Origin of the sequence: Methanofollis sp. W23 (assembly GCF_017875325.1) — an archaeon.
In the GTDB taxonomy this organism is placed as follows: Archaea; Halobacteriota; Methanomicrobia; order Methanomicrobiales; family Methanofollaceae; genus Methanofollis.
The window spans coordinates 1933097-1955645 of sequence record NZ_JAGGMN010000001.1 but is presented as its reverse complement, the minus strand read 5'-3'; the positions used below and the strand labels follow the sequence as shown (position 1 = coordinate 1955645).

Here is a 22549-nt window from a genome sequence, read left to right as displayed (position 1 = left end):
GTGTGGCGGGGGGTTCGGGGGGCGGCCAAGTCCCCCCGCCAGAGAGAACTATCAAAAGGGTTTACCATGAAAATGATCCTGACGATCCTCTCTTAAGGTTTGTATGAGAATTTGAACTCGCCATATCACGTTGAAGCCAATACGCAGAGGATAGAAAATTCTTCTGATGGGTCGGCCGCCCCCATCGACGAGATTCCCCTGCCATCTCGCGCTGGGGGGTTGCACCCCCGGACCCCCCGGGGACGAAGATAGCCAGGGGGTGGCATGATGCTCGACTTCGATTCGCTCCTCGAACGCACGGATGAGGGTCAAGAATCGATCCAGTTCTGAGATGATATTTTCATCACGTATGCGTGAGGCGGGTGCTCGCCTCATGAAAAATTCTACAGAGCCGAAAATTCGGCTTTGTAGAAACCTTCACTAATTCTTAGTGTGAGCGTGATTCTCTCGCCTTCCCCTATCCCTCCCCCCTCACTCGTGTGGGGGATTCTCCAGGGCCGTTATCTTCATGCGGTCAGGGGCGGCGGATTTGATCGGGCAGAAGAGATCTTGAGAGAAGGAACTTTCTCTATCCTCCACGCACTGAAGCGAGACGGCGCGCCAGGTCTGATCTCTTTTTTCCATGGGTGCGTTCGGGGCGCTATTTTTTCCAGGCAGAGTAAATGGGCAGAAACGAACGGTGTCATGCCCCCTCTCCGTGGTTCCGCCAGCGGCCCTGTTTCGTCTCCTGTCTGGGCTTGGTGCGGGGCGGGGTTGAATGTCGGTGTATTCTGGGAATGTACTATATGGAAGTTACTGTTTTTTTATACTGTCAATTGTGCGCCTTTATTGTGGAAATATTATTTTTCGCCAATCTCGGACGATTTTTTACCCTATTTTTTCCTTTTTATGAATGTGCCGGAGATGAGCACCATGACCAACCAGCACCTGCCGATCATACTCCTCCTCTCCCTCTGCCTCGCCCTTGGCGGCATGCAGGGGACAGCGGCCCTTGATATTGAGGTCGCACCATTGAACCCGGATTTTGTCAGGTATATGGATGAGCAGGAGACGGCACCTGTTGAGGTGCCGGAACTTTTTGCGGCTGCGGCCGCCCCTGAAACGCCAGAGAACACCTATCCCATCTCCCTGAATACGTTGGTCCCCGCGCCCGGTACCCCGGTCTGGTCCGAGGGCGCCGCCGCCCTGCCCGCCGACCCCCCGGCCGAGTCGTATTTCAACCTCGCCGACGAGGGACGCCTCACCCCGGTGAAAGACCAGGGCAAGTGCGGGGCCTGCTGGGCCTTCGGCTCGCTTGGTTCCCTGGAGTCGGCGCTCCTCACCGACGGCCTTGGCGAATGGGACTTCTCAGAGAACAACCTGAAGAACACCCACGGGTTTGATGGCGGCCCCTGTGACGGCGGCAACGCCTTCATGGCGACCGCCTACCTTGCGAGATGGTCGGGGCCGGTGAACGAGTCCGACGACCCCTACCTCCTCCCGAACCCCTCTCCAGACTCTCCCACTGGCCTTGCGTCGGCGATGCAGGTGCAGAACGTCACCTTCCTCCCGCCGCGGGACGGTCCCCTCGACAACGACCTGATCAAGACGACGATCAAAGACGAGGGTGGACTCTATGCCGGATTCCTGGTAAACTACACCTGCTTCAGCCCGAACGCCACCACCTACTACCTGCCCGAGAACAGCACCGCCAAACTCGACGGCGGCCATGGCGTCCTCCTGGTCGGATGGGACGACGCCTACCCGGCGGCAAACTTCGTCGAGACCCCGCCGGGCGACGGCGCCTTCATCGTGAAAAACTCCTGGGGCACCTCGACAGGGGACGACGGCTACCTCTACCTCTCCTACTATGACCGGAGTATCGGGCGCTTCCAGCATCCTGAGAACACATATATCGGTACAGGCCGTGCGACCGCGGCCGTGCTCTTCACCGGCGAACCCGTCGGCACCTATGACCACCTCTACCAGTATGATTCCCTGGGATGGACCACCAGCATCGGCACCGGCACCTCGACGACGATGTACGGCAGGAATGTCTTCACCGCCGAACGCTATGAATCCCTGGAGGCGGTGGGCGTCTACACCCGCGAGCCCGGCACCGCGTACGAGGTCACCGTCTCCCTCCACGACGGTGACGCCACCAGAGAGGTCGATGCCGCGGTCGGGACGATGGCGCTTCCGGGCTATCACACCATCCCCCTCGGCGCCCCGGTCCCCCTCGCTCCAGGTCAGACCTTCTCGGTGACGCTCAGGGTCAGCGCCCAGACCGACCCTTACCCCCTCATCGCCGAGAGGCCGATTGCAGGGTATTCGAGTGGCGCCGCCGCCCACCCTGGCGAGAGTCTTGTGAGCACCGACGGGGAAGACTGGACCGACCTGACCACGATCTTCTCTGACACCAACCTCTGTATCAAGGGCTTCACGCGCGATCCCGTCAGCGTCCCCGACGACTACGCCACCATTCAGGAGGCAGTCGACGCCGCCGATCCCGGCGGGGTGGTCCTTGTCAGAAATGGGACTTATCATGAGAACATCGTCATCGACCGTCCGCTCACCCTTGTCGGGAGCGGCGGGACCGTCATTGTCGGCGAGGGCGGGGACGTGCTCACCCTGACCGGCACCAATGTCACGGTCAGGGACCTCACCCTTGTCCATGGTGCCGACGGCGCCCTGGTCACCGGCGAGCATGCCGTGCTCGCGGGCGTGAATGTCACCGGGTGCAGCGGCGACGGGATCGCGGTCACCTCCCTGGAAGAGTATACCCTGACCGGGTGCACGGCGCTCGGGAATGCCGGTGCCGGCCTGAACCTCAGCGCGGTGAAGGGCGGCACGCTCTCCGGGAACACGATGGCCGAAAACCAGTGGAACCTCAGGTTCGCCCCGGCCGCCGGCCATGAGGGTTCGGTCATGATCGACGAGACCAACACCGTCGACGGCAGACCGGTCTATGTCTGGGCCGGACGGCATGACGAGGTGGTGCCCACAGATGCCGGCATGGTCTTCCTTGCGGGGTGCCAGAACATCACCGCCGAGGACCTCACCCTCTCGGGCAATTATGTCGGGCTTGCAGTCTTCAACTCGACCGGCGTCACGCTCACCGGGTCGGTCATCACCGACAACCATGTGGGGGCGTCCCTTGCGGCGGCGAGTCAGGGCGACACCGTCCTCTGGCACAACACCTTTGCAAACAACACCGCCGGCCACCTCGCCCTCCAGGGGGAGGTCGCCCTCAACTCCACGGCGCCGGTCCTGTACCGCTATAACGGCACCTCGTACACTCATTTCCTCGGCAACTCCTGGGGCGACTATGCCGGCACCGACACCGACGGCGACGGGATCGGGGAGACCCCGTACCTGATCGGGGGCCTCAACGACACTTCCCCCCTGACCGAGTCGGCCGACCACTACCTGGTGGAGGTCGTCCCGCCCACGCCGACCCCGACCCCTGCGCCCACCCCGAAACCTGCATCCCCCTCGGGTGGAGGCGGCGGCGGGGGCGGTGGTGGTGGCGGCGGCCATAGCGCCGCCCCGTCCCCTCAGCCCTATCGCCCCATGGGCCAGACCGAACCCCTCAACGAGGCCTCGTACGAGGTGAAGGGCGGGACCGCAGTCTCTGCGGTCGGCCTGACCGCGGCCGGCGACCTTGGCGGGGTCAGGGTAGCGGCCAAGAAGACCGACCTGCCCGCGGACATCGCCCCGCCTGGAGCCGCGGTCTACGAGTATGACGAGATCACGCTCTCCCAGATCACCGACGACGAGGTCGCGGGCGCCACGATCTCTTTTGCCGTGCCGCTCGCCTGGATCGAGGCGCAGGGCGTCGGCACCGGGGAGGTCGTCCTCCTCAGGTATCATGACGGTGCCTGGGACTCCCTGAAGACGACGTGTGCGAAGCAAGAGAACTCGAATGCCTATTACACGGCAAAGACCCCTGGATTCTCGTACTTTGCGATCGCCGTGGCAGAGGCGCCGCAGGGAGAGGGGTCTCCTGCTCCGTCTGGGGCGGTTGGAGAGGCAGGCCCTGACAGGGCCGCGTCCCCTGGTGCGGCCGCCACCCCGCAGGCGACCCCGATCGGATTCGTGATCCCCTGCCTTGCGGCCGGGCTTGCCCTCCTCCTCCTCTCTGGAAGGAGGAGGTGAAGCTCTTCTTTTTTGGGCTTTGTAGAATCTCTGTATGGCTCTCTCTGGCCGGGGGAGACCCCACCCCGCCAGACCCCCCACGACGAAGCTGGGGGCAGGGTGGCAGCATGTTCTTGAATGAGACCCTGCTCAAGAACCTTCTTCCACTCCCCTCTCAGGGCCAGGGGAGGACCTGGAGATTATCTCTTACGATGTGGAGGAGAAAATTTCCTCAGGGTGATAGCCCGCTCTCGATCGTCGAACTTTCACTCCTATCTTGCACCCGGGGGTTGCACCTCCAGGTCCTCCATGGAGAGGATCGTGGGGGCGACGAATTGAATGAGGCTTCCACTGAAGTCTCCAGTCTTGAAAAGAGCATATCCCAGAACTCCCTGAGGCCCGACCATCGTCTTGAACTGAAGTGCTTCCATCCAGAAATTCTACACGCTCTCCTCCATGGAGGGGCGTGCCGCCTCCCGTACCCCCTGTCGATGAAGAGTGGCGGAGGGGTGCGTCCTGTCTTCATGATCTTTACCCCGCCTTCCCGTCCCCATCGCCATCCCCGGCGGGGGCGAGGGGGAAGGCGACGAATGCATGGGTGCGCGATGAAAACGCAGGGGACCTCTTCATTGTCATCCATCGCTCTTCACCGGTGAGGATGAGGGCAGGAGAGTTTTGGATGACCTCATGGAGAGAATATGTGTCATCCGCCTTCCTATGGTCTCTCGACGGGGGCGGCTAAGCCCCCCGCCAGAGATAGCCATATAGAGATTTTTACACAGCCAAATATTCTCAACTCTCCTCCGGTCGCCGCTCCCGGGATCCCCGGATTGTGATAGGTCCGGGAAAGCGGAATCGAAACACGTGAGGTTTTGTAGAATCCCTCATTTATTCCGGGTGGAGGGGTGCCTCTCCTGCCGTCTTCAATTCCCTGACACGAAAAATTCGGTTTGACAGAGCGCTCACGCTCTTCTCCAGAAAAATCTTCAAAAGGAATGGACCCGGCGGGATTTGAACCCGCGGCCTCGTCGTTGCGAACGACGCGATCTTCCCCTGATCTACGAGCCCGTGCACGGGATCAGTGCCTGATCCTGCCAGGTACTGTTGCCCCTGTTCCTTTATATCTGTTCCTGATGAATCTCTCGTCGCCGGCGCCCCTCCCTGTGGGAGATGAGTCATCGAGCAGGAGGGCGCGCAAACGCCAGGTGAGAAAAAAAAGATCAGAGAATGATCTCGATATCCAGTTTCTCTGCCAGTTCCTTGTACCGGTTCCGGATCGTCACCTCGGTGACGCCCGCCACCTCGGCGACCTCGCGCTGGGTCCGCCGCTCCCCTGAGAGGATGGACGAGATGTAGATCGCCGCTGCCGCGACCCCGGTCGGCCCACGGCCGCTCGTGAGTTCGCGCTCGCCGGCCTGCCTGAGGATCTCGACTGCACGGCTCTGTACCTCGCCCTTCAGGTTGAGACCAGAGCAGAACCGCGGCACATAGTCGATCGGCGAGGTCGGCAGGAGCTTGAGCCCCAGTTCGCGGGAGATGAACCGGTACGTCCGTCCGATCTCCTTCCTCGAGACCCTGGAGACCTCGGCGATCTCGTCGAGCGTCCTCGGGACCGAGCACTGCCGGCACGCCGCATAGAGTGCAGCCGCCGCCACGCCTTCAATCGACCTGCCCCTGATGAGGTTCTTGTCCACCGCATCACGGTAGATGACCGCCGCCGTCTCGCGCACGTTCCGTGGCAGACCAAGGGCCGAGGCCATCCGGTCCAGTTCGGAGAGTGCGAAGGCGAGGTTCCGCTCGGTGGCGTTCGAGACCCGGATCCGCCGCTGCCATTTGCGCAGACGGTACAACTGCGCCCGGTTCTTCGAGGAGATCGCACGACCGTACGAGTCGCGGTTCCTCCAGTCGATCATCGTCGAGAGACCCTTGTCGTGGATCGTGAAGGTCATCGGTGCGCCGACACGCGACCGCTTCACCCGCTGATCGTGGTCGAAGGCCCGCCACTCTGGCCCGCGGTCGATGAACTCTTCGTCGAGGACCAGACCGCAGTTCTTGCAGACCAGTTCGGCCCTTTCATAGTCGTGGACGAGCTGACGGCTGCCGCACTCCGGGCAGACCGTCTCGCTTGTTGCCTCACGTTTGACCTGTTTTTCCCTGACCGGCGTGCGCACCCTCTTCTTGAGGGCCTCACGCTCGCTCTGAAGCATCTTTAGTTTCTCGATTTCTGCCATTTCCCATCACCTTTTGTATAGAGTTTCTCGCCTGTGCGTGGAGTATGGCCTCCCCGGCAGAAGACCGCCGCATAAGGCGAGGAGACGTTGCCGAATATATCCACAACTCTCCCGATCGGTCTGAGGCGCCTATTGAATACGTCGCCATGGAGGCGGGGGAGCCTGGCGGCGTCGCATCTGATGATCAGAAGACGAGAACCGCAAATCTTAACTGTGGTGCCCAGAAGTTTCAATAGAGTAACCTCGGCAAAACTCCGCTTGATATGGAGTGATGTATATAAATGGGTTTCGTCAGTATTTAAACGTTTCGAAAAAGTATAAATAGTGATTAAATTCCGAGTAAATCCGAAACAATATTTATAGATGCTGATCTCCGGCACTCCTCCTCTGTAAGCCCCGCACCGCGAGCAACAGCCATTCTCTCCTCTGCAGTCATCAAGTCCGAGGGCGCATGGGCATCAGAGTCCACGACCATCATGCACCCCGCCTCCCTCGCGACCATCGCCACATACCCATTTGTCCGGTTATGCCCGGCCCGCGCCGTGATCTCCAGAGCGACTCTGTTCTCTGCGGCAAGGTGTGCATCTTCGGGCGTGATAAACCCGGGGTGGCCGAGGACATCGACCTCAGGACAGGCGCAGGCCGCATGATCGGTCCCCGGTGCCACCGGTTCGACCGTCGTCTCGCCATGGACCACCACCAGGTCCGCGCCCTCGTCTTTCGCACGGGCGGCAAGGCCGGCGATCTCCTCGGGCGGGACATGGGTGATCTCCACCCCGCAGAGGAGCCTGACCCCATAGCGCGCGGCGCTCTCCCTGAGACAGGCCGTCGTCTCGACGACCGATCGAATATTTGAGCAGTCGACATGGTCGGCGATCCCGACGACCTCGTAGCCGAGGACCGAGAGCCGCCGTACCAGTTCGATCGGGAGGAGGTCCCCGTCGCTGAGCGTGGTGTGGGTGTGCAGGTCGTACAGCCCGCTCATTTTTTCTTCACCTCAAGGGCCCGCGCCACCTTCCTGACCAGTTCGCGCTTGGGGCCTTCATACTCGACGACGACCCGGCCCTCGCGCCTGTGCCAGTAGGCCGGGTGATGCTTCTCCTCGGTCTTGAAGGAAGAACACCCGCACTTCTTGAGGGCGGTCTTGAGGTCGGCAAGGCTTGGGTCGCTGACCGCAAGGTCCAGCGGGACACGCCTCCCTTGGGCCCGCCTCAGACCGGCATGAAAATAGCATGGATAGAGGACGCAGACATGTTCCATGACTGTTTAGGTAGATAGTGAATCTATATAGGACTCACGTTCTATACTCAATGTATGCACCACATTGATGTCCAGATCGAGAAGGATGTGTATGCGGCGAACGACCGTCTCGCCGCGGCGAATGCCGCCCACCTCAAGGACCATGGGGTCAGGGGTTTTGACCTCCTTGGTGCGATCGGGTCGGGCAAGACCTCGCTCATCGAACGTCTTGCCCCTCTCCTGAACGCGCGGGGCTTGAATGCCGGCGCAGTCGCCGGCGACGTCTATGGCGACGACGACTTCAAACGGGTCGTGTCCCTCGGCATCCCGGCCGTCAATGCCAACACCGGCACCGAGTGCCATCTGGACGCCCATCTCGTGGAACATGCCCTCGAACACCTCGATCTTGACAAGGTCGACATCCTCTTCATCGAGAACGTGGGCAACATGGTCTGTCCCACCGACTTTGCTCTTGGTGCCGAGAAGCGGATCGTGGTCGTCTCCTGCACCGAGGGCGACGACGTCGTGAACAAGCACCCGATGATGTTCAGGTGTTGTTCGATTGCGGTGATCAACAAGGTCGACCTCGCCCCCCTGGTCGGGTGCGACATGGACCGGATGGAGGCCGACATCCGCCGGTACAACCCTGAGATGCAGATCTTCCGGACAAACATGAAGACTGGCGAAGGGATGGAAGCCCTCCTTGATGCCATTCTGGATTGATCAGAAATAAATACAGAGAGCCTGAATATATATAGCACTCTCTATGGGATTCTGGTCTCACAGAAGATAATCTGAGGTGATAGTATACAGTGGCAAGGTAGATCCGTCCGGCGCCTCACCGGTGGGAGGAACCACCCGGCAGTCGGGAAACGGCGTTATCAGCGCGGCCGGGCTCCGGCCGAGACCCACATCGGGGAGAAGAGAAACCGCAGCGTCAGGGTTCGCGGTGGCGAGACAAAGGTCCGGGCACTCCGTGTCGACTTTGCGTCCGTCTCAAATCCTGCGTCTGGTGAAACAAAGAAGGTCGCTATCCAGGACGTGGAAGAGAATCCGGCAGATATCAACTACGTCCGCCGGAACCTCCTCACCAAGGGTGCGATCATCAAAACTGAAATAGGGCGGGCCCGTGTCCGGAGTCGCCCTGGTCAGGACGGCGTGGTCAACGCCGTGCTGATCGAGTAACTCTTTTTTTCCTGCGTTCCTGGAATGTATCACAGGGATTTCTCCCTCTGAGTTCCATCACGCAGGACCGAACGGGGGGGAGAGATCTGTTCTTCCTGTCTTCCTGGTGTGCTCCTGGCACCTGTGAGTCCGGGAGATTCATTTCGCGGCTTTGTGGAGTTTGGCATGAGGCGAGATCGCGCCTCACAGATACGAGATGAATAGTTTCTGTTGTTGGATCATTCAATTTTAATACAGAAGTTCGGTGAGGTCTTTGTTCCCTCGCGTCTTCATCTTCATCGTGGGACCTCCCATGGCGCGAGACGGCGGGGACAGTCCTGCGGGTGGAGGTGGCCTTCTGATCGATGTGCCTTCCTGTAACGCCATGCCGGGGGCGAGTGCCCCCCGGACCTCCAGGATGGCGAATGGGGCGGAGAGGCAGAGCGATGATCGTGAAGACCGGACCCAGTCCTCCACCTATCTTCATCAGCAGGGGGCGTGCCGCCCCCCGGACCCCCCTGTCAACACGATACGCCGGGGTCTCCCCCGCGTGCCTATGAGAGGGAAGGCGGCCAGGTCATGCCCGCACCACAGACTGGTGAGAGTCTTTGCGTTCTTTGAAGTCGCTCGTTCACGGCCTGATGTACGCGTATCCCTCTGCCTCTCTCCGCACGATCTCGCCGACGCCAGAAGGCACGAAGGCCACGACCCGCGGGAAGTCCTCCCGCGTGAACCCCAGGGCCCGTGCGCTCCTGGCACAGACCGCAAAACGCACCCCTGCACCGGCAAGGTCACGGACCTGATCGCCGTACGGCCCGGTCATGAGCAGGGACTTAATCCCGTCGCCATTTGCCACAACCTCGACGGCGACCTCGTCCCCCCACTCTTCTATGAGGTGCGTCACGTTCTGTACGGTCCGCTCGCCCTTCCCTGCCTCGGTCAGGTGGAAGACGGCCTGCCATTTCTTCATCTTTCATCGTCTCCTCCGCACCCTGGCGGTGTGCTCCCCTCTCTCCCCTCCCCCATAGAGGTGTCGGACCATTGCACAGAAAACCTCATCCCGCCCTCCTTCGCGCCCGGGACGATCAGCAGAAGTTATCAGATCCCCGTGCACATACGTCTATGATGCGCAGAGTGTACTACCGCTTCCCTACCCGTTTTGACCTGAATTTTTCGCTTATGGTCCCATTCCCGCAGGCGATCAGGGCCATTGCCGCCCTTCACCGCACTCATACCAACCGGCGGGAGGACGGGAACCTCTTCAAACATCATATCATCCTTGAGATCGCCGACGACCACACCCACTTTCTCCCGGTCGATCTCCTCTCCGGGATCGAGGACATGGTGACCGAGTCGGCGGACTTCAGGTTCTCGGTCCACGAGACTCTTCTCCGTCCAGAAGGGCGAGTGCCGGTCTCTGAAAATGTCTTTCTGCTCAGGGTCGTCGACCGCGGCCCGCAGTCAGAGGTCTTTGTCGTTAAAGAAGGGACGGCCGGGTCGCTTGATGCCCTTGACGTACGCGATCTCCTCAGGGGTACCTGTGAATGACGCTTGAGATCACAGTGGCGGCCCCATTCAAGCAGATGCACAGGGCGGAGATGGAACAGAACCAGTTTGTATTTTTCCTTGCCCTTGATCGGAAATGGATGAATGTCGACCAGGCCAATGCCGTCCTGCACCTTGCCGAGACAAAGGCCCTGGTGAAGGTGGAGGAAGGAGTCGTCTCCCCCCTCTTCGAGGTCTCGGCGGTGACGATCCCGCTGGGGTTCAAACCCGGTCCCGAAGTACTGGATGCTCCGGATCCCTGTCACGACCTCATCGAGCGGATCGCCGGGGTGCAGGGTCTCGAACCCAATGAGGTGGCGGCAGAGATGAACCAGGTGATCGACGAGGAGTTCGGCGGCACGCTCAGGGCCGGTGCCGCCGCCGTCCTGCTCGCCCGCCGGTACGGGGTGGAGTGGCATGACCTCCTGCCCGAGATCAGGGAGAGCGTGGTGGGAGGAAGATGACCTCCTGAGAGATTGATGGTCACACTTTTTTCTCTGCACTTTTTTTGGTGGAGGGCATATCCCACAACTCCTGAAGCCCGACCATCGCCTTGAACCGGAGTCTTTCCTTCCTGAAATTCAGAATCCTTCCCTCCACCGGGGGGCTGGCCGCCCCCCTGACCCCCCGCCGATGAAGATTGGTAGGGGATCGCATCCCGTCTTCACGACCATCGTTCTGCCTTCCCGCCCCCATCGCCATCCCGGGGGTGCGGGCGGCACTCGCCCCCCGGCGCAGTGGTGTGGGAAGGCACGAATGCACGGGTGCACAACGAAAAGGGGAGGATATCTCCATCACATCAATTGCGCTCGTCTGGGAGGGGGGGGCGGGAGAGTGTTGGGATGACCCTGGAGGCAGGTGCTCGCCGCACGAGAGTATCCTGATGGACGATGGAGGACATGATTCAGAATTTCTGGAAGGAAGCGTTTTGTTCGAGTCCTGAAAATCGCTTCAGGAGCACACTCTGGAGAGATCCTTGGGGACCTACCCTCCGGTCGCCTCTTGTGTTCCTGTGTTCAGAAGGGGGGGCTTTGCGCCGTACAAAAGAGGCGTACTCCTGCCCCCTCAGGAGTGCACCCGTCCCGCGCCGCCCCTTTCAACCCAAAATAAAAGTATTTTTACTCTTCTGCGGCTGCTTCTTCCTCAGGCTTCCCGAAGATCTCCTCGAGCGTCTGGGCGCCATATGCCATGACGATCGTGTTGATCTGGACGAAGTCCTGGGTGATCTCGCTGCCCCGGATCGTCTTCCTGCGCCGCTCGCCGTCGAGTTCAGGATGGAACCCGAAGCCCTCCGAGAGGAGGATCCGCCTGCGGCCAACGCCTGGCAGGTCTTTTCTGGCGGCGATCCCGGTCTTGTCAGAGCCGCCTGAGATCTGGAGGGTGTAGCCTGCAAGCCCGAGAGGTGCGCCGTCCACCTCGTCGCCGATCTTCTTCCCGACAAACCCGGAGGCAGCAGCCCCGCTGGCCTCAATATTGTAGGCGCGGCCCGCCTTTTTGTCTGAAACGACAACCTTGAAATCGACCATTATCTCTGACTCCTTCTCATCCTGATACTATCAGAACGTGTCTATAAAATTGGATGATACCATTATTAAATACTACTTCCCCCAGAAGGGGTTGTCCTTCCTCCGGATCGTGGTATACTCCTCGAGCACCTCGCGTGTCCCTGGGTTCAGGTTGGAGAGCATCTCTGTTTCAAGTACTTTTACGTGATTTTCCGGGATATAGACATACAACTCGTCGTTTTCGTTGATCTGCCGCCCGACAGTGGCGCCTTCGATCGCGACCGCGACCTCGGCCCCCTCGTCTGCCACCGGGACATTTTCCTGCTCGACCTGGATGGTCTTGACGGTTCCGATCCCTTTGGTGTCCTTGCGCATCAACCGCACGCCGCTCCGCAGTTTTCCGCCGAGCACCCTGACCCCGACCACCGCGGGGTTGCTCTGCCTGAAGATGCAGCCTTCCAGGATCCGAATCTTTGCCGGCAGGATGATCCGCTCAAAGCGTGCCGCTTCGATCTTGCGTTTCTGTTCCTCGGCCCATTCGGTGTAGTCGTCGATGAGCTGGTAGATGACGTCGCCTGGGAAGATCGAGACCTTGCAGGTCGGTTGTTTGAGGATGTCGAGGGCGTCTGGGAGGATGGGGGTGTTGAAGGCAAGGAGCACGGCGTTCAAGGGGTCCTTGATCGTCTCGACCTCGATAAGGTCGTGCCTGTTGACCGGGCCGACCTCGGCCTTCATGATCTGGATCCCGTGCCCTTCGAGTTCTTTGGCCAGGGCTTCAAGTGCGCCGATGGTGTCGGCCTTGATAAAGATCCCTTCGTCTGAGAGGGTGACATGGATCTCCTCGACCTCGCGGCGGACCTCTTCGTTGACCTCGTCGATCTCGTCGGCGCTGGGGATGGCCCGTATCGGGGAACCTGAGATGACGGTGTCGAGTCTGGGGGCGGCGACCTTGATCCCCGCGGCGGCGGTGACCGACTTGACCCGTTCGAACTTCTCCTCGACCAGGATCTCGGACATGGGCCTGGGCTTGAGGAGGGAGCGGACCTTGGTGTTGATCACGCCGTCAGAGGAGGCGACCGCGATCTCGTCACCGACCGCAAGGGTGCCGTCATAGAGGATGACGTCAAGGGTCATCCCAAGGCCGCGCTCCTCCTTTACCTCAAGGACGGTCCCTGCCCCTGGGCCGTCGACCTCGACCTCGAGCGCCTCGGTGAGGTAGCGCTGGGCAAGTCCGATGAGCATCATGAGGAGGTCGGGCACCCCCTCTCCGGTGACCCCTGAGAGGGGGACGATCGCGATGTTCCTGGCAAAGTCTGAGACCCGGTCGAAGCGTTCGCAGTTGAAGCCTTTCTCAGAGAGGGTGCCGATCAACTCGTAGGTCTTGTTTTCCAGGTCCATCTTGACGCGGTCGCCCTGGGCCTCGAAGGTCTTCCTGAAGGGTGCGTTGGTGTTCACCCGCCACCCGTGGATCCGGTCGATCTTGGTGGCGGCCACGACAAAGGGGGTGCGGCAGGCCCTGAGGATCTCAAGGGCCTCGATGGTCTGCGGCTGGAAGCCTTCGTTGATGTCGACGACGAGGATGGCCATGTCGGCGAGGGCGCCGCCGCGGGCGCGGAGGGTGGTGAAGGCGTGGTGGCCGGGAGTGTCGATGAAGAGCAGGCCCGGGACGTTGATCTGCAGTTTTTCAAACGCACCGCTCATCTTCTGGATGGCGTCCAGGGGGACGACCGTCGCCCCGATATGCTGGGTGATCGCCCCGGCCTCGCCGTTGGTCACCGAGGAGCCGCGGATCCAGTCAAGGAGTGAGGTCTTGCCATGGTCGACGTGCCCGAGGACGCAGACGATCGGCGTCCTGATCTTTGGTCCTTCGCTCTTTTTTGATTGCTTTTTTTTCTTCTTGCCCATTGGTTCCATGCCCCCTTTCACACGCTGGTGTAGTCAACGCTCCCCGCTTTATGGGGTGGCGGCCGGCAACGGTTCTGGTAATTCTGGTCTGAAGGGCCGGTACCGTCCTTATGCGCTCGCGAAACTCCCGTCTATCCAGGGTATCGGGATTTTGACTATATTAAGGTGCTTCCCCCTATTAATGCTCACCCGCCCTCTTGCACCGGCACAGGATACGGGGCCCTCGTCCCCTGAATGCCAGAATATGCCGATAGGTTAATGTGTGGTGGGATACAATATAGTAGAAGCCTTTTGCCGGGGTAGGGTAGTCGGTCATCCTAGGGGATTGTGGATCCCCCGACCCGGGTTCAAATCTCGGCCCCGGCCTCTTTCTTTTGTGTTGTCTTCGTGGGGTGAGCGGAGGCGGTGTTTTGTCAGGGTGTGATGATTGGCATACTGTCGGTTTAGAGCGATTATTCAGATTTTTTTCTGGTCTGATCTCACTCTCGATGGGAGTCTGACTCCTGAGAATGAATTCTCTCGTCGGCTCTTCTGATCTTGTCTTCCCTCTCTTCTCTTGAAGTGGCGAGAGAAAGGGGTTCGCCGACTGGCGGATCCTGCGGGGTTCCTCTCGGTCGCCCAGAAAAAATATCTCCATGAAAAGTGCGAACTCTGGTCCGCCTCCCGAACCCCCCGCACCACGATAGGTCGGGGGCGGCAATCCCTATTCAGGGAGTTCGAATATGCCTTCCCGGCCCAATCTTCATCCTCGGACCCCCCACGACGAAGAGAGCCGAGGGGCGGCATGATGCTCGACTTCGATCACTCCTTGTTCGTAAAAGGATGAGGGTCAAGAATTGATCAAATTTGAGATGATAGTTTCATCCCATATGCCTGAGGCGTGCTCTCGACTCATGCCAGATTCTACATGGCCAAAACATCCTCTTTTCATCACCACAACCCCCCTGTGACCTTCATCCATCGCCTTCCCTCATGCTCACGCCGGGGGCATGGCCCCAGGGCTCTGGGATAAAGATAAGGTCGGGAAGGCGGAGAGATGACCACGGAGAGGGGGTTGCAGTCCGCCCCCCTGGCAAAGAGAACCATCAAGATGATTTCTACAAAGCCGAAACCCCGGCTCTGTAGAAACCCTCATAGATAGGTCGGAGGGGGCTTCTGATCATGTGCCTCTTTTCCCTCGATCGCGCTTGGAGGGTGCACCCCCCGGACCCCCCACCACACGATAGGGCGAGGGCGGCACCACACTCGTCATGGTCGTCGATTCTGCCTTCCCGTCCTCATCGTGGTCCCGGGGGTCCGGGGGGAGGGCCCCTGGTGAGATGATGGGAAAGGAGGTTGAGTCACGCTCACATCAGGAATAGATGAGGGTCTCTCCAGAACCGTAATTCACCTACGCCGCCGGTGCCGCCCGCCGCCCCTCGCCGTCCCGGCGGTGGGTGACGCGGTACATCAGCGAGAGGACCGCCGGCATCACCAGGATCGCTCCCACCAGCGAGAACCCGACGGTGATCACCGTCACGATCCCGAAGTTCGAGATGATATTGAAGGCCGAGAGAGTCAGCGCCGAGAACCCGAAGACCGTGGTCATCCCCGAGACCGTGACCGCGGTCCCGATCTTCTGCACGCTCGTCTGGATCGCCTCGTAGATATCGAGGCCCCTGGCAAGTTCCTCCTCGCACCGCTCCATGATCAGGATCGTATACTCAGAGGCCACCCCGATGGTCATCGACCCGAGGGTGGCGGTCATCGGGGTGTAGTCGAGGCCCAGGAAGTACATGATCGCCCCATTCCACCCGACGATCATGATGATCGGGATGAGAGGCGTGACGGCGTTCGCCTTCCGGTAGACCAGGAGGAGGAAGACAAGGATGAAGATGAACCCTGCAAGCACCATCATCGTCTTTGAGTGAGCGATGTCGTCCATCAGCGAGGCGAACATCTCGATGCCGCCGGTCACCCTGGCATGGGTCCCTGGCGGGGCCTCCATCCACTCGACGTCCTTTTCCACGTTCTTGATCATCGACCTGGCCACGTCCATCTCCATGTCCACGGTGGAGAACTCCATCACCGCCTCCATCCCGCCGTTGAGGTAGCGCTCCTTCGTCTCCTCAGGGATCCCGGCAAGCACTCTCTCGACCTCGCTCTCGGTCGACGGGAGGACGCCGCCGTTATACTGCCGCACCAGGGTGGCGATGCTCGTGACCCCGGTGACCTTGTCGTTGGTCCGCAACTCGTAGGCCCCGAACTCGTCGATCCAGCCGAGAGTATCCATGCCGAGCACATCGTCGCCGGTCACGATGATCGGGACCGTGTTCGTCGAACCCATCGTCCGCGTCACCTTCTTCATGTCCTGGAGGGCCGGCATGTCCTGCGGGACGAAAGTCTCCTCGTCGGCATTGATCGGGACGTCCTGGTCCAGGTAGATCCCGGTAAAGGCGACCAGCCCGAAGATCAGCAGGACCGGGACCGGGTTTTTCGCGATCCAGTACGCGCTCTTCCCGAGGAGACGGTTGTAGCGCTCGATGAACGAGCCGCGCGACCCCGCGGCATGCGTCGGTTCCTCCTCGCACCCCTCCCAGTCGAGTTCGCAGGCTTCAACGTCGTCGAGTTTCCCGCCTCCCTCTCGTGGCCGGTATTTCATGATAGTCCCGAAGACCGGGACGACGATCAGCGCCGCCAGGTAACAGGAGACGACGCCGATGGTGCAGGTGACCCCGAAGTCGGCGACCATCGGGACCGGGGAGACGAACATGGCGATGAACCCGATGGAGGTCGCCACCATGGCGATGAGCACTGAGGGTCCCGCCCTGGTGACCGTCGCCGACACTGCTTCAGGGATGGAAGTATGCCGTCGCTCCTCGTCGAACCGCGAATGGAACTGGATCGCATAGTCGATCCCGATCCCGATGAGCACCGGGAAGGCGCCGATGACCGTCATGCTGATCGGGATCCCGGCAAGCCCCATGAACCCGAAGGTGAAGATCAGGCCGGTCCCTACGATAAAGACCGGGAGGAGGCGGTAGCGGACATGGGAGAAGAGGAAGGTGACGGCAAGCACCATCAGGAGCATCGCCGCGAGAATGAGCATCCCCATCGACTGCCCCATCTCCTCTCCCATCTCCTGCGAGAACGCCGGGCTCCCAGAGACCGTGACCGCGACCCCCGCGGGGGGTTCAGAGATCTCGATGACGGTCCTGACATTGTCGAGCACCTGCTCCTGGACACTGCTCGCCACCCCTGGTTCGATGGTGATGCTGACGATGGTCATGAGCATGGACGGGAGGTAGCGGTCGAGGGTGCCGGACGGCGCCTGCGCCAGGACGGCATTCACCTCCCCTCGTGACACGGGCATGACCCCGCCGTTCGCCTCTTTCATCAGGTCTGGGATGCCAGAGACCTGGTCGACGTACTGCTCGGTCCTGATGTCGTCTTCAAGACTCTCGATGTACGCGAGCACCTCGGGATCGGTGACGTCGTCGCTCTCGAAGATGAGCATGATGGCGTCCGAACCGTAGGTGTCGGCGTAATGGGCGAGGGTGGCGCCTCTGGGAGTGGTCTTGTCGATGTACGTGTCGTCCCCGGTCTCCATACCCACCATCGAGAGGCCGAAGAGGGCGAGCATGAAGACGGCGGCGGCAATGCCGAGCACGGCGAAGGGACGAGTGTTGATGGCCTCCGCAAGGAGGACGTAGAGTCGTTTCATGGTGTGATTTTCCGTGGGTGTGGTGGGTCACTGGTCGTAGTCGGCGATGATCATCGCCGTCACGTCACGAGCGATTGCGCTGGCATCTCTGCCTGCGATCGCAACACCGTATTCGATGGCGGTGTCCTCGATTTTTTGAATGTCGGCGATATGAAACCTGCTTTCCGGGAGTCTCAGGGCTCGCATGGCGATCCCGATGACAAGGGCGATGCCGTCTCCTTCCACGGTCTCATCATCTATCGTAAGATGGTGAAGGAGTTCCACTGCTTCCCGGCAGACCGGCGGAGGCAAAAATCAGTTTTCAATCCAGATCTGTGACGTGGCTGCCTCTCCTGTTCCAGAATCCCCACGATCCAGAGCCATGGATCGAGGCGGATTCGCGGCCGGTGTGTGCCCCTGGCCTGCGAGGTGGGGGGGTTCATGTCATCTTTCCTCTCACCTTTCAGCAATCATATCATATAGTATTGGTGCAACTCTGTGGAGTTTCAGGTAAAATCGCGGCAAAATAGAGCCAGAATCAGACCTGTCCCGTCATCTCAGGATCCCGGCGGCGCGTCAGGGCCTGATCTGACGGGATCTGCGTCTCCTTTCCCACTGCTGCGTCGCATGTTCCTGTCCTCTTCGGAAATTATTACTCTTGTTGCAACCCAACAGAGGAGCAATGGCCGATACACTCGTCCCACTTCTCCGCCACCTTGGGCTCAATGAATATGAGGCAAAGGTCTATGCCGCCCTGGTCGGTCTGAGGAAGGCGACCGCACGGGACATCCATGAGGTGAGCACAGTCCCGAGGGGCCGGATCTACGAGATCCTCCACGACCTTGTGCGCCGAGGTTTTATCGGTGTGATGGAAGGGACCCCCACCGTCTTCTATCTCCTTGACCCCGACCAGGTGATCGACCGCCTGAAGGAGGACTATATCTGCTCTCTGGAGGAGACGCGCGAGGCGATCCATGCGGTCTCGTTCCCCCGGCCTCCTTCCCCTGATCCAGTGATCCTGCTGAAGAGCGAGTGGGCGATCGAGAATCACCTCAATTCACTCTTCAGGAAGACGAAGGATCAGATGACCATCCTCTGTCATACTCCTGCGTTCTTGCAACGGCACCTCAGGGCCCTCAGGGCGTTTGACCGGCGGATCGATCTCGCGATCATCGTCCGCGACGCCGGCGCCTATGCCGGGATCGATCTCCCGATCTATGTGGCAAGCGGTATTGTTGCCGGTTTACTCGATGATCAACACATGAGAAACGATGGGGCCGACATGGAGTGTGTCATCTTTGTCGACGAGAAAGATTTCATCTATATCGGGGGGACGGGTTCTGAACGCTATGCGGTGATCGGGTCAGACATCCCGCTGGCAAGGTATATCCAGCGCTCGCTGGCCGGCTGGGTGAAGGGGGAGATCAATTGCTCTGGTTCCCGGGATATACACTGAGATGCATGATCGTATGTTCATCGTTCGGATGAAATGAAGTGTATCCGAACAATATTCTCTTTTTTTGGCTCTGTAGAAACCCTCAGGATGTCTTCCTCTGGCGGGGTTTGGTCGCCCCCCGATCCCCCCGCGAGCGATAGGTGGCGGATGGTATCTCTCTTCAAGTCCACTGATTGTGCCTTCCCGGTCCTGGTTGAATCGGGTATGAAGTATGCTTCAAATCCGATCCGAGTCTTCATGGATGAAAGAGGAGAAGTACCTGCTCTGAAGGTGCTCTCTCCTCTCTCATTGCCAGAACTGCGGGACCGTACGGGTTATCTACCATGCCTCCCCATATTCCTTCATGACAGAGGGCGACCGCACCATGCTCTCAGGCGCCGATCCCGACTTCCTCGAAGAACTCTCTGACTACCTCGACGTCCTCGGGAGTCCGGCACGCCTGCGGATCCTGCAGTCCATCGCTGGGGGGGCAAAGGACGCCAGGTCGCTCTCCCGTGTGGTCGGGACCAGTTACGAGAATACCAGAAAACATCTCGACCGCCTTCTTCTTGCCGGCCTGGTCACCAAAGAGGCCGGGATCTCCGGCGAGACGGCGACCGGCGTGCACCCGGTCTGGAAATATTCCCTGGTCCCTGGCGGCCTCGAACGGGTGGTCCAGAACCTCGCCCTCTTCGGGAACCTGGGGATCGCCGCCGACGCCCAGGGGGTCTCGCTCAGGCTGCAGGAGATGAGGGACCAGGTCTCGTCGACGTTCTTCGGCGGGGTGCCCCTCCTCCTGGTCGTCGGCGGGCCTGACGACGGCAGGGTCTTCTCTCTTGAGGGGCGGCAGTATGCCGTCGGCAGGGAGGACACCGCACCCCTCCCGTCTGGTGTCGAAGCGCTTGTGCTCTCCCCGGGCTACACCGCGGTCACCCGCGTCTCCCGCCCGCACTGCCGCCTGGTGATGGCCGCCGGCGGTGCCTGGCAGGTCGAGGACTGCGAGAGCACGGGCGGGACGCAGGTGAACGCCGTCCCTCTCCGCAGGCACGAACGCCGTCTTCTTGAGGACGGCGACCTCATCGACCTTGCCCGCGGGCCGCAGGGCGCCCGCCTCATCTTCACGCTCCCGCCGTCCGGGGGAGAACACGACTGAGCGGGTGGGGTCCTGATGTGGTCTGAGAAGAGAGGCGCGGTGGTGCGATGGGGTCTTGTCCTCCTCGTCGTGTTGGCCCTCACGGTCTCTGCGGCGGCGGTGCCGCCCGACCATGCCGCCGCAAAGGACACGAACAATCGTGGCCACGGCCAGGACGCCCCCCCTGGCCTGGCCCATGCGCCAGGGCAGCAGAAGACCGAGCCTGCGCCTGAGGTGCCGACTCCTGCTCCGACACCGCCGTCCACCACTGAGGCCCCGACCCCTGAGCCCACTTCTGTGCCCACATTAGTTCCTCCCACCGAGACCCTGGTCCCTGAGTTCACTCCTTCCCCCTCTTCCACGTCCCTGGAAACGGTCGAGGCGCAGGAGACTCCTGATGCCGCCGTTGAGACCGATCTCTTCTCGCCCCTCGTTCTCTCGGCGGCCGCCCTCCTCGTCTCTGCCGCCACCCTCGGCGGGGTCGTCTATGCCCGCCGGCGAGAGCAGGCCCCTTTCCCCCCTCCTCCTCCGGGAGCAACCGAGGAGACGACCGTCGTCGTTCCGCCTGACATCGAGACAGAGTCTGGATTCCCGCAGGCGCTGGGCGAGAAATATACCGGGGTCGTGGCGGTCGGGAGCGGGGGCACCGCCCGGGTCTTCAGGGCGATCCGCCGTGCCGACGACCAGACCGTCGCGGTCAAAGTCCCGCTCCGCCAGGACGAGGCGACAGGCCGGTGTTTTCTCCGCGAGATCAGCATCTGGCAGGGTCTGGCCCACCCCAATATCGTGAGGGTCTATGCGGTCAATGTCCTCCCGGTCCCGTACGTGGAGACCGAGTACCTGGAGCGCACCCTCGCCGACCTTGCGTCCCCGCTCCCCCCTGCCAGGGCGATCGAACTTGTCCGCGGGATCGCGGCCGGGCTTGCGTACGCCCACGCCCGCGGGGTCGTCCACCGCGACCTCAAGCCCGGCAACATCCTCCTTGCCGCCGACGCCACCCCGAAGATCGCCGACTGGGGGCTCGGCAAGGTCCTCGGTGAGGGGGACGAGACGGTGGCGCCTGGCTACTCCCTCCACTACGCCGCCCCAGAACAACTCGCCCCGGCCCGTTTCGGCCATCCCGACGAGAGGACCGATCTCTACCAGGTCGGCGTCGTCTTCTACGTCCTCCTCACCGGGACCTTCCCCTATGACGACGAGGGCCCGGGCGCATACTCGGCCGCCGTCCTCGACACCCCGCCCCGCCCGCCTTCGGGCGTCGACCCCGCCCTCGCCCCCTTCGATGGGATCGTGCTCAGGTGCCTGGAGAAGGATCCGGCCATGCGGTTCGGGTCGGCCGGGGAGTTCTGTGCCGCTCTTGATGCGGTCGAATACTGAACTTCCCGGTTCAGGGTACGAACCGCCAGGACCGTGTTTTGTTATATCCTTTCATGGCGACCTATTCTATGGAGTCGCCTGGTATGAGTGCCGGGGGGAAGGGAGGAGAAGAACCATGGACCCAAAAACGGATCGGGGCCTTCGCCCTCTCTGCATTCTCCTGAAGACACCTGTGCCGGCTGCGGCATGGTCTGGTGCTGGCGGGCACCATGGCTGGCTGCATGCAGCCTGTCTTCAGGGGAGTGTGTATGGGCGAGTCCCGTTTCAGACTGTCCCTGTGCTGACGATTGGCACCTTCTAAGCCCGGTCAGGTCAGGTGGGACACCGCCTGGACGGGTCATGACGCCCTGGTAACCCACGTCTGTGACACCACACACCACCACACCCCGACCCTTTCGGCGACTCTACCGGGCATGGACGAGCACAGGGTGTTTTTGTGTCTTCTCTGGAGGAGACAGAACACGTATGCCCGGGGAGCGAGTCTCATTCGATGGCGGTGCTGTCACTATTTTGGCTTGATCAACAATCTCTGGAGTCAATACTCTGGGATTCCCATTCAGGATTACTGGTGGCATGAGGCTTACTCTTGAAGACTGGAGAGTGTATTGATCCCTCCCATTCATCTTCGGTGTCTGGATTCAGTCGAAGACGGCACTCCGTGGTTCAGGCCTCTTCTCTCCGCCTCCTCTCTCAATCGTGAGGGGGTCAGGTGGTGAAAATCATGGACGCGAGGAGGGAGAGATGGAGGGATTCTTCATCGCCTCCCCCGGACCTTCGCGATGGCGATTGGCTCGGGAAGGCAGAGAATAAACCATGAAGACGGAACGCACCCCTCCGCCAATCTTCATCAGTGGAGGCTCAGGGGGGCGGCACGCCCTCCGTGGAGGAGAGCGTTTTGAATTTCTGGAAGGAAGCACTTCGGTTCAAGGAGATCTTCACCTCAAGAGAGTTTTGGGATATGCTCCTTGACTGTTCTCTGCGACAGGGAACTGGATACGAAGATAGGCGGCGGATGGTAATACCCTCTTCATGGTCCCCTCTCCGCCTTCTGTCCCTATCTTTATCTGGGGAAAATCTATGGGAAGGCGGTTGCATCACGCTCCCCCCCGCTTTGTAGGACTCTGTAGGCAAGCGTGATTCTCCCTCCCCTCTCGGCGCCTGGGACACTGCCCTGGACCCTCTGGACCACGATAAGGGCGAGAAGATGACGAGTGCGTT

Annotated in this window: 16 protein-coding genes and 2 tRNA genes; 9 read left to right on the top strand and 9 right to left on the bottom strand. The window is 60.8% G+C overall.

The genetic code is table 11. From position 1 onward, the window contains the following. Positions 1-903: 903 nt before the first annotated feature. Positions 904-4137 (top strand): lectin like domain-containing protein, encoded by a 3234-nt coding sequence (locus J2129_RS08275; RefSeq protein ID WP_209630415.1) that lies wholly within the window; start codon positions 904-906, stop codon positions 4135-4137. 975 nt (positions 4138-5112) lie between these two features. On the opposite strand, the gene J2129_RS08270 is transcribed toward J2129_RS08275, so the two are convergent. The 4 genes from J2129_RS08270 to J2129_RS08255 all read right to left on the bottom strand — a co-directional run bounded on the left by J2129_RS08270 (position 5113) and on the right by J2129_RS08255 (position 7607). After that, positions 5113-5184 (bottom strand) — tRNA-Ala (locus J2129_RS08270). A gap of 152 nt (positions 5185-5336) precedes the next feature. Beyond that, positions 5337-6347, bottom strand: a complete 1011-nt coding sequence (locus tag J2129_RS08265) for a transcription initiation factor IIB (protein ID WP_209630414.1) — start codon at positions 6345-6347, stop codon at positions 5337-5339. Between the two features lie 328 nt (positions 6348-6675). Further along, complete coding sequence (locus J2129_RS08260) at positions 6676-7332, bottom strand: histidinol phosphate phosphatase domain-containing protein (protein ID WP_209630413.1); 657 nt, start codon at positions 7330-7332, stop codon at positions 6676-6678. Then, positions 7329-7607 (bottom strand): signal recognition particle subunit SRP19/SEC65 family protein, encoded by a 279-nt coding sequence (locus J2129_RS08255; protein ID WP_209630412.1) that lies wholly within the window; start codon positions 7605-7607, stop codon positions 7329-7331. Before J2129_RS08255 ends, J2129_RS08260 begins: the two co-directional genes overlap by 4 nt. Before the next feature lie 54 nt (positions 7608-7661). On the opposite strand from J2129_RS08255, the gene hypB reads away from it, so the two are divergent. Together hypB and J2129_RS08245 are read left to right on the top strand one after the other, a co-directional pair. Next, complete coding sequence (hypB, locus tag J2129_RS08250; RefSeq protein ID WP_209630411.1) at positions 7662-8309, top strand: hydrogenase nickel incorporation protein HypB; 648 nt, start codon at positions 7662-7664, stop codon at positions 8307-8309. 84 nt (positions 8310-8393) lie between these two features. Next, entirely contained in the window at positions 8394-8771 is a 378-nt protein-coding gene (locus J2129_RS08245) for a 30S ribosomal protein S8e (RefSeq protein ID WP_209631301.1), read from the top strand. Positions 8772-9381: 610 nt separating this feature from the next. Here J2129_RS08245 and J2129_RS08240 read toward each other — a convergent pair. Beyond that, positions 9382-9720, bottom strand: a complete 339-nt coding sequence (locus J2129_RS08240; RefSeq protein WP_209630410.1) for a DsrE family protein — start codon at positions 9718-9720, stop codon at positions 9382-9384. Between the two features lie 152 nt (positions 9721-9872). On the opposite strand from J2129_RS08240, the gene J2129_RS08235 reads away from it, so the two are divergent. Beyond that, on the top strand, positions 9873-10298 hold the full coding sequence (locus J2129_RS08235; RefSeq protein ID WP_209630409.1) for a hypothetical protein: 426 nt from the start codon (positions 9873-9875) through the stop codon (positions 10296-10298). Continuing rightward, on the top strand, positions 10295-10759 hold the full coding sequence (locus J2129_RS08230; protein WP_209630408.1) for a DUF2240 family protein: 465 nt from the start codon (positions 10295-10297) through the stop codon (positions 10757-10759). Before J2129_RS08235 ends, J2129_RS08230 begins: the two co-directional genes overlap by 4 nt. Positions 10760-11413: 654 nt before the next feature. On the opposite strand, the gene J2129_RS08225 is transcribed toward J2129_RS08230, so the two are convergent. Together J2129_RS08225 and infB are read right to left on the bottom strand one after the other, a co-directional pair. Next, positions 11414-11821 (bottom strand): 30S ribosomal protein S6e, encoded by a 408-nt coding sequence (locus J2129_RS08225; protein WP_209630407.1) that lies wholly within the window; start codon positions 11819-11821, stop codon positions 11414-11416. Between the two features lie 72 nt (positions 11822-11893). Beyond that, complete coding sequence (gene infB / locus J2129_RS08220; protein ID WP_209631300.1) at positions 11894-13705, bottom strand: translation initiation factor IF-2; 1812 nt, start codon at positions 13703-13705, stop codon at positions 11894-11896. A 293-nt stretch (positions 13706-13998) separates the two neighbouring features. Between infB and J2129_RS08215 the strand changes: the two genes are divergently transcribed. Next, a tRNA-His gene (locus J2129_RS08215) sits at positions 13999-14071 on the top strand. A 1024-nt stretch (positions 14072-15095) separates the two neighbouring features. Here J2129_RS08215 and J2129_RS08210 read toward each other — a convergent pair. Both J2129_RS08210 and J2129_RS08205 read right to left on the bottom strand, forming a co-directional pair. Continuing rightward, positions 15096-17408 (bottom strand): RND family transporter, encoded by a 2313-nt coding sequence (locus J2129_RS08210; RefSeq protein WP_209630406.1) that lies wholly within the window; start codon positions 17406-17408, stop codon positions 15096-15098. A 27-nt stretch (positions 17409-17435) separates the two neighbouring features. Then, positions 17436-17633: a hypothetical protein gene (locus J2129_RS08205; RefSeq protein WP_209630405.1), complete on the bottom strand. Its 198-nt coding sequence runs from the start codon at positions 17631-17633 to the stop codon at positions 17436-17438. A gap of 436 nt (positions 17634-18069) precedes the next feature. On the opposite strand from J2129_RS08205, the gene J2129_RS08200 reads away from it, so the two are divergent. From J2129_RS08200 to J2129_RS08190, 3 genes are all read left to right on the top strand, one after another. After that, positions 18070-18843, top strand: coding sequence for a TrmB family transcriptional regulator (locus J2129_RS08200; RefSeq protein WP_209630404.1), 774 nt, complete (start codon positions 18070-18072; stop codon positions 18841-18843). 343 nt (positions 18844-19186) lie between these two features. Next, entirely contained in the window at positions 19187-19975 is a 789-nt protein-coding gene (locus J2129_RS08195) for an FHA domain-containing protein (RefSeq protein WP_209630403.1), read from the top strand. 15 nt (positions 19976-19990) lie between these two features. Then, complete coding sequence (locus J2129_RS08190; RefSeq protein WP_209630402.1) at positions 19991-21331, top strand: serine/threonine-protein kinase; 1341 nt, start codon at positions 19991-19993, stop codon at positions 21329-21331. Positions 21332-22549 lie beyond the last annotated feature (1218 nt).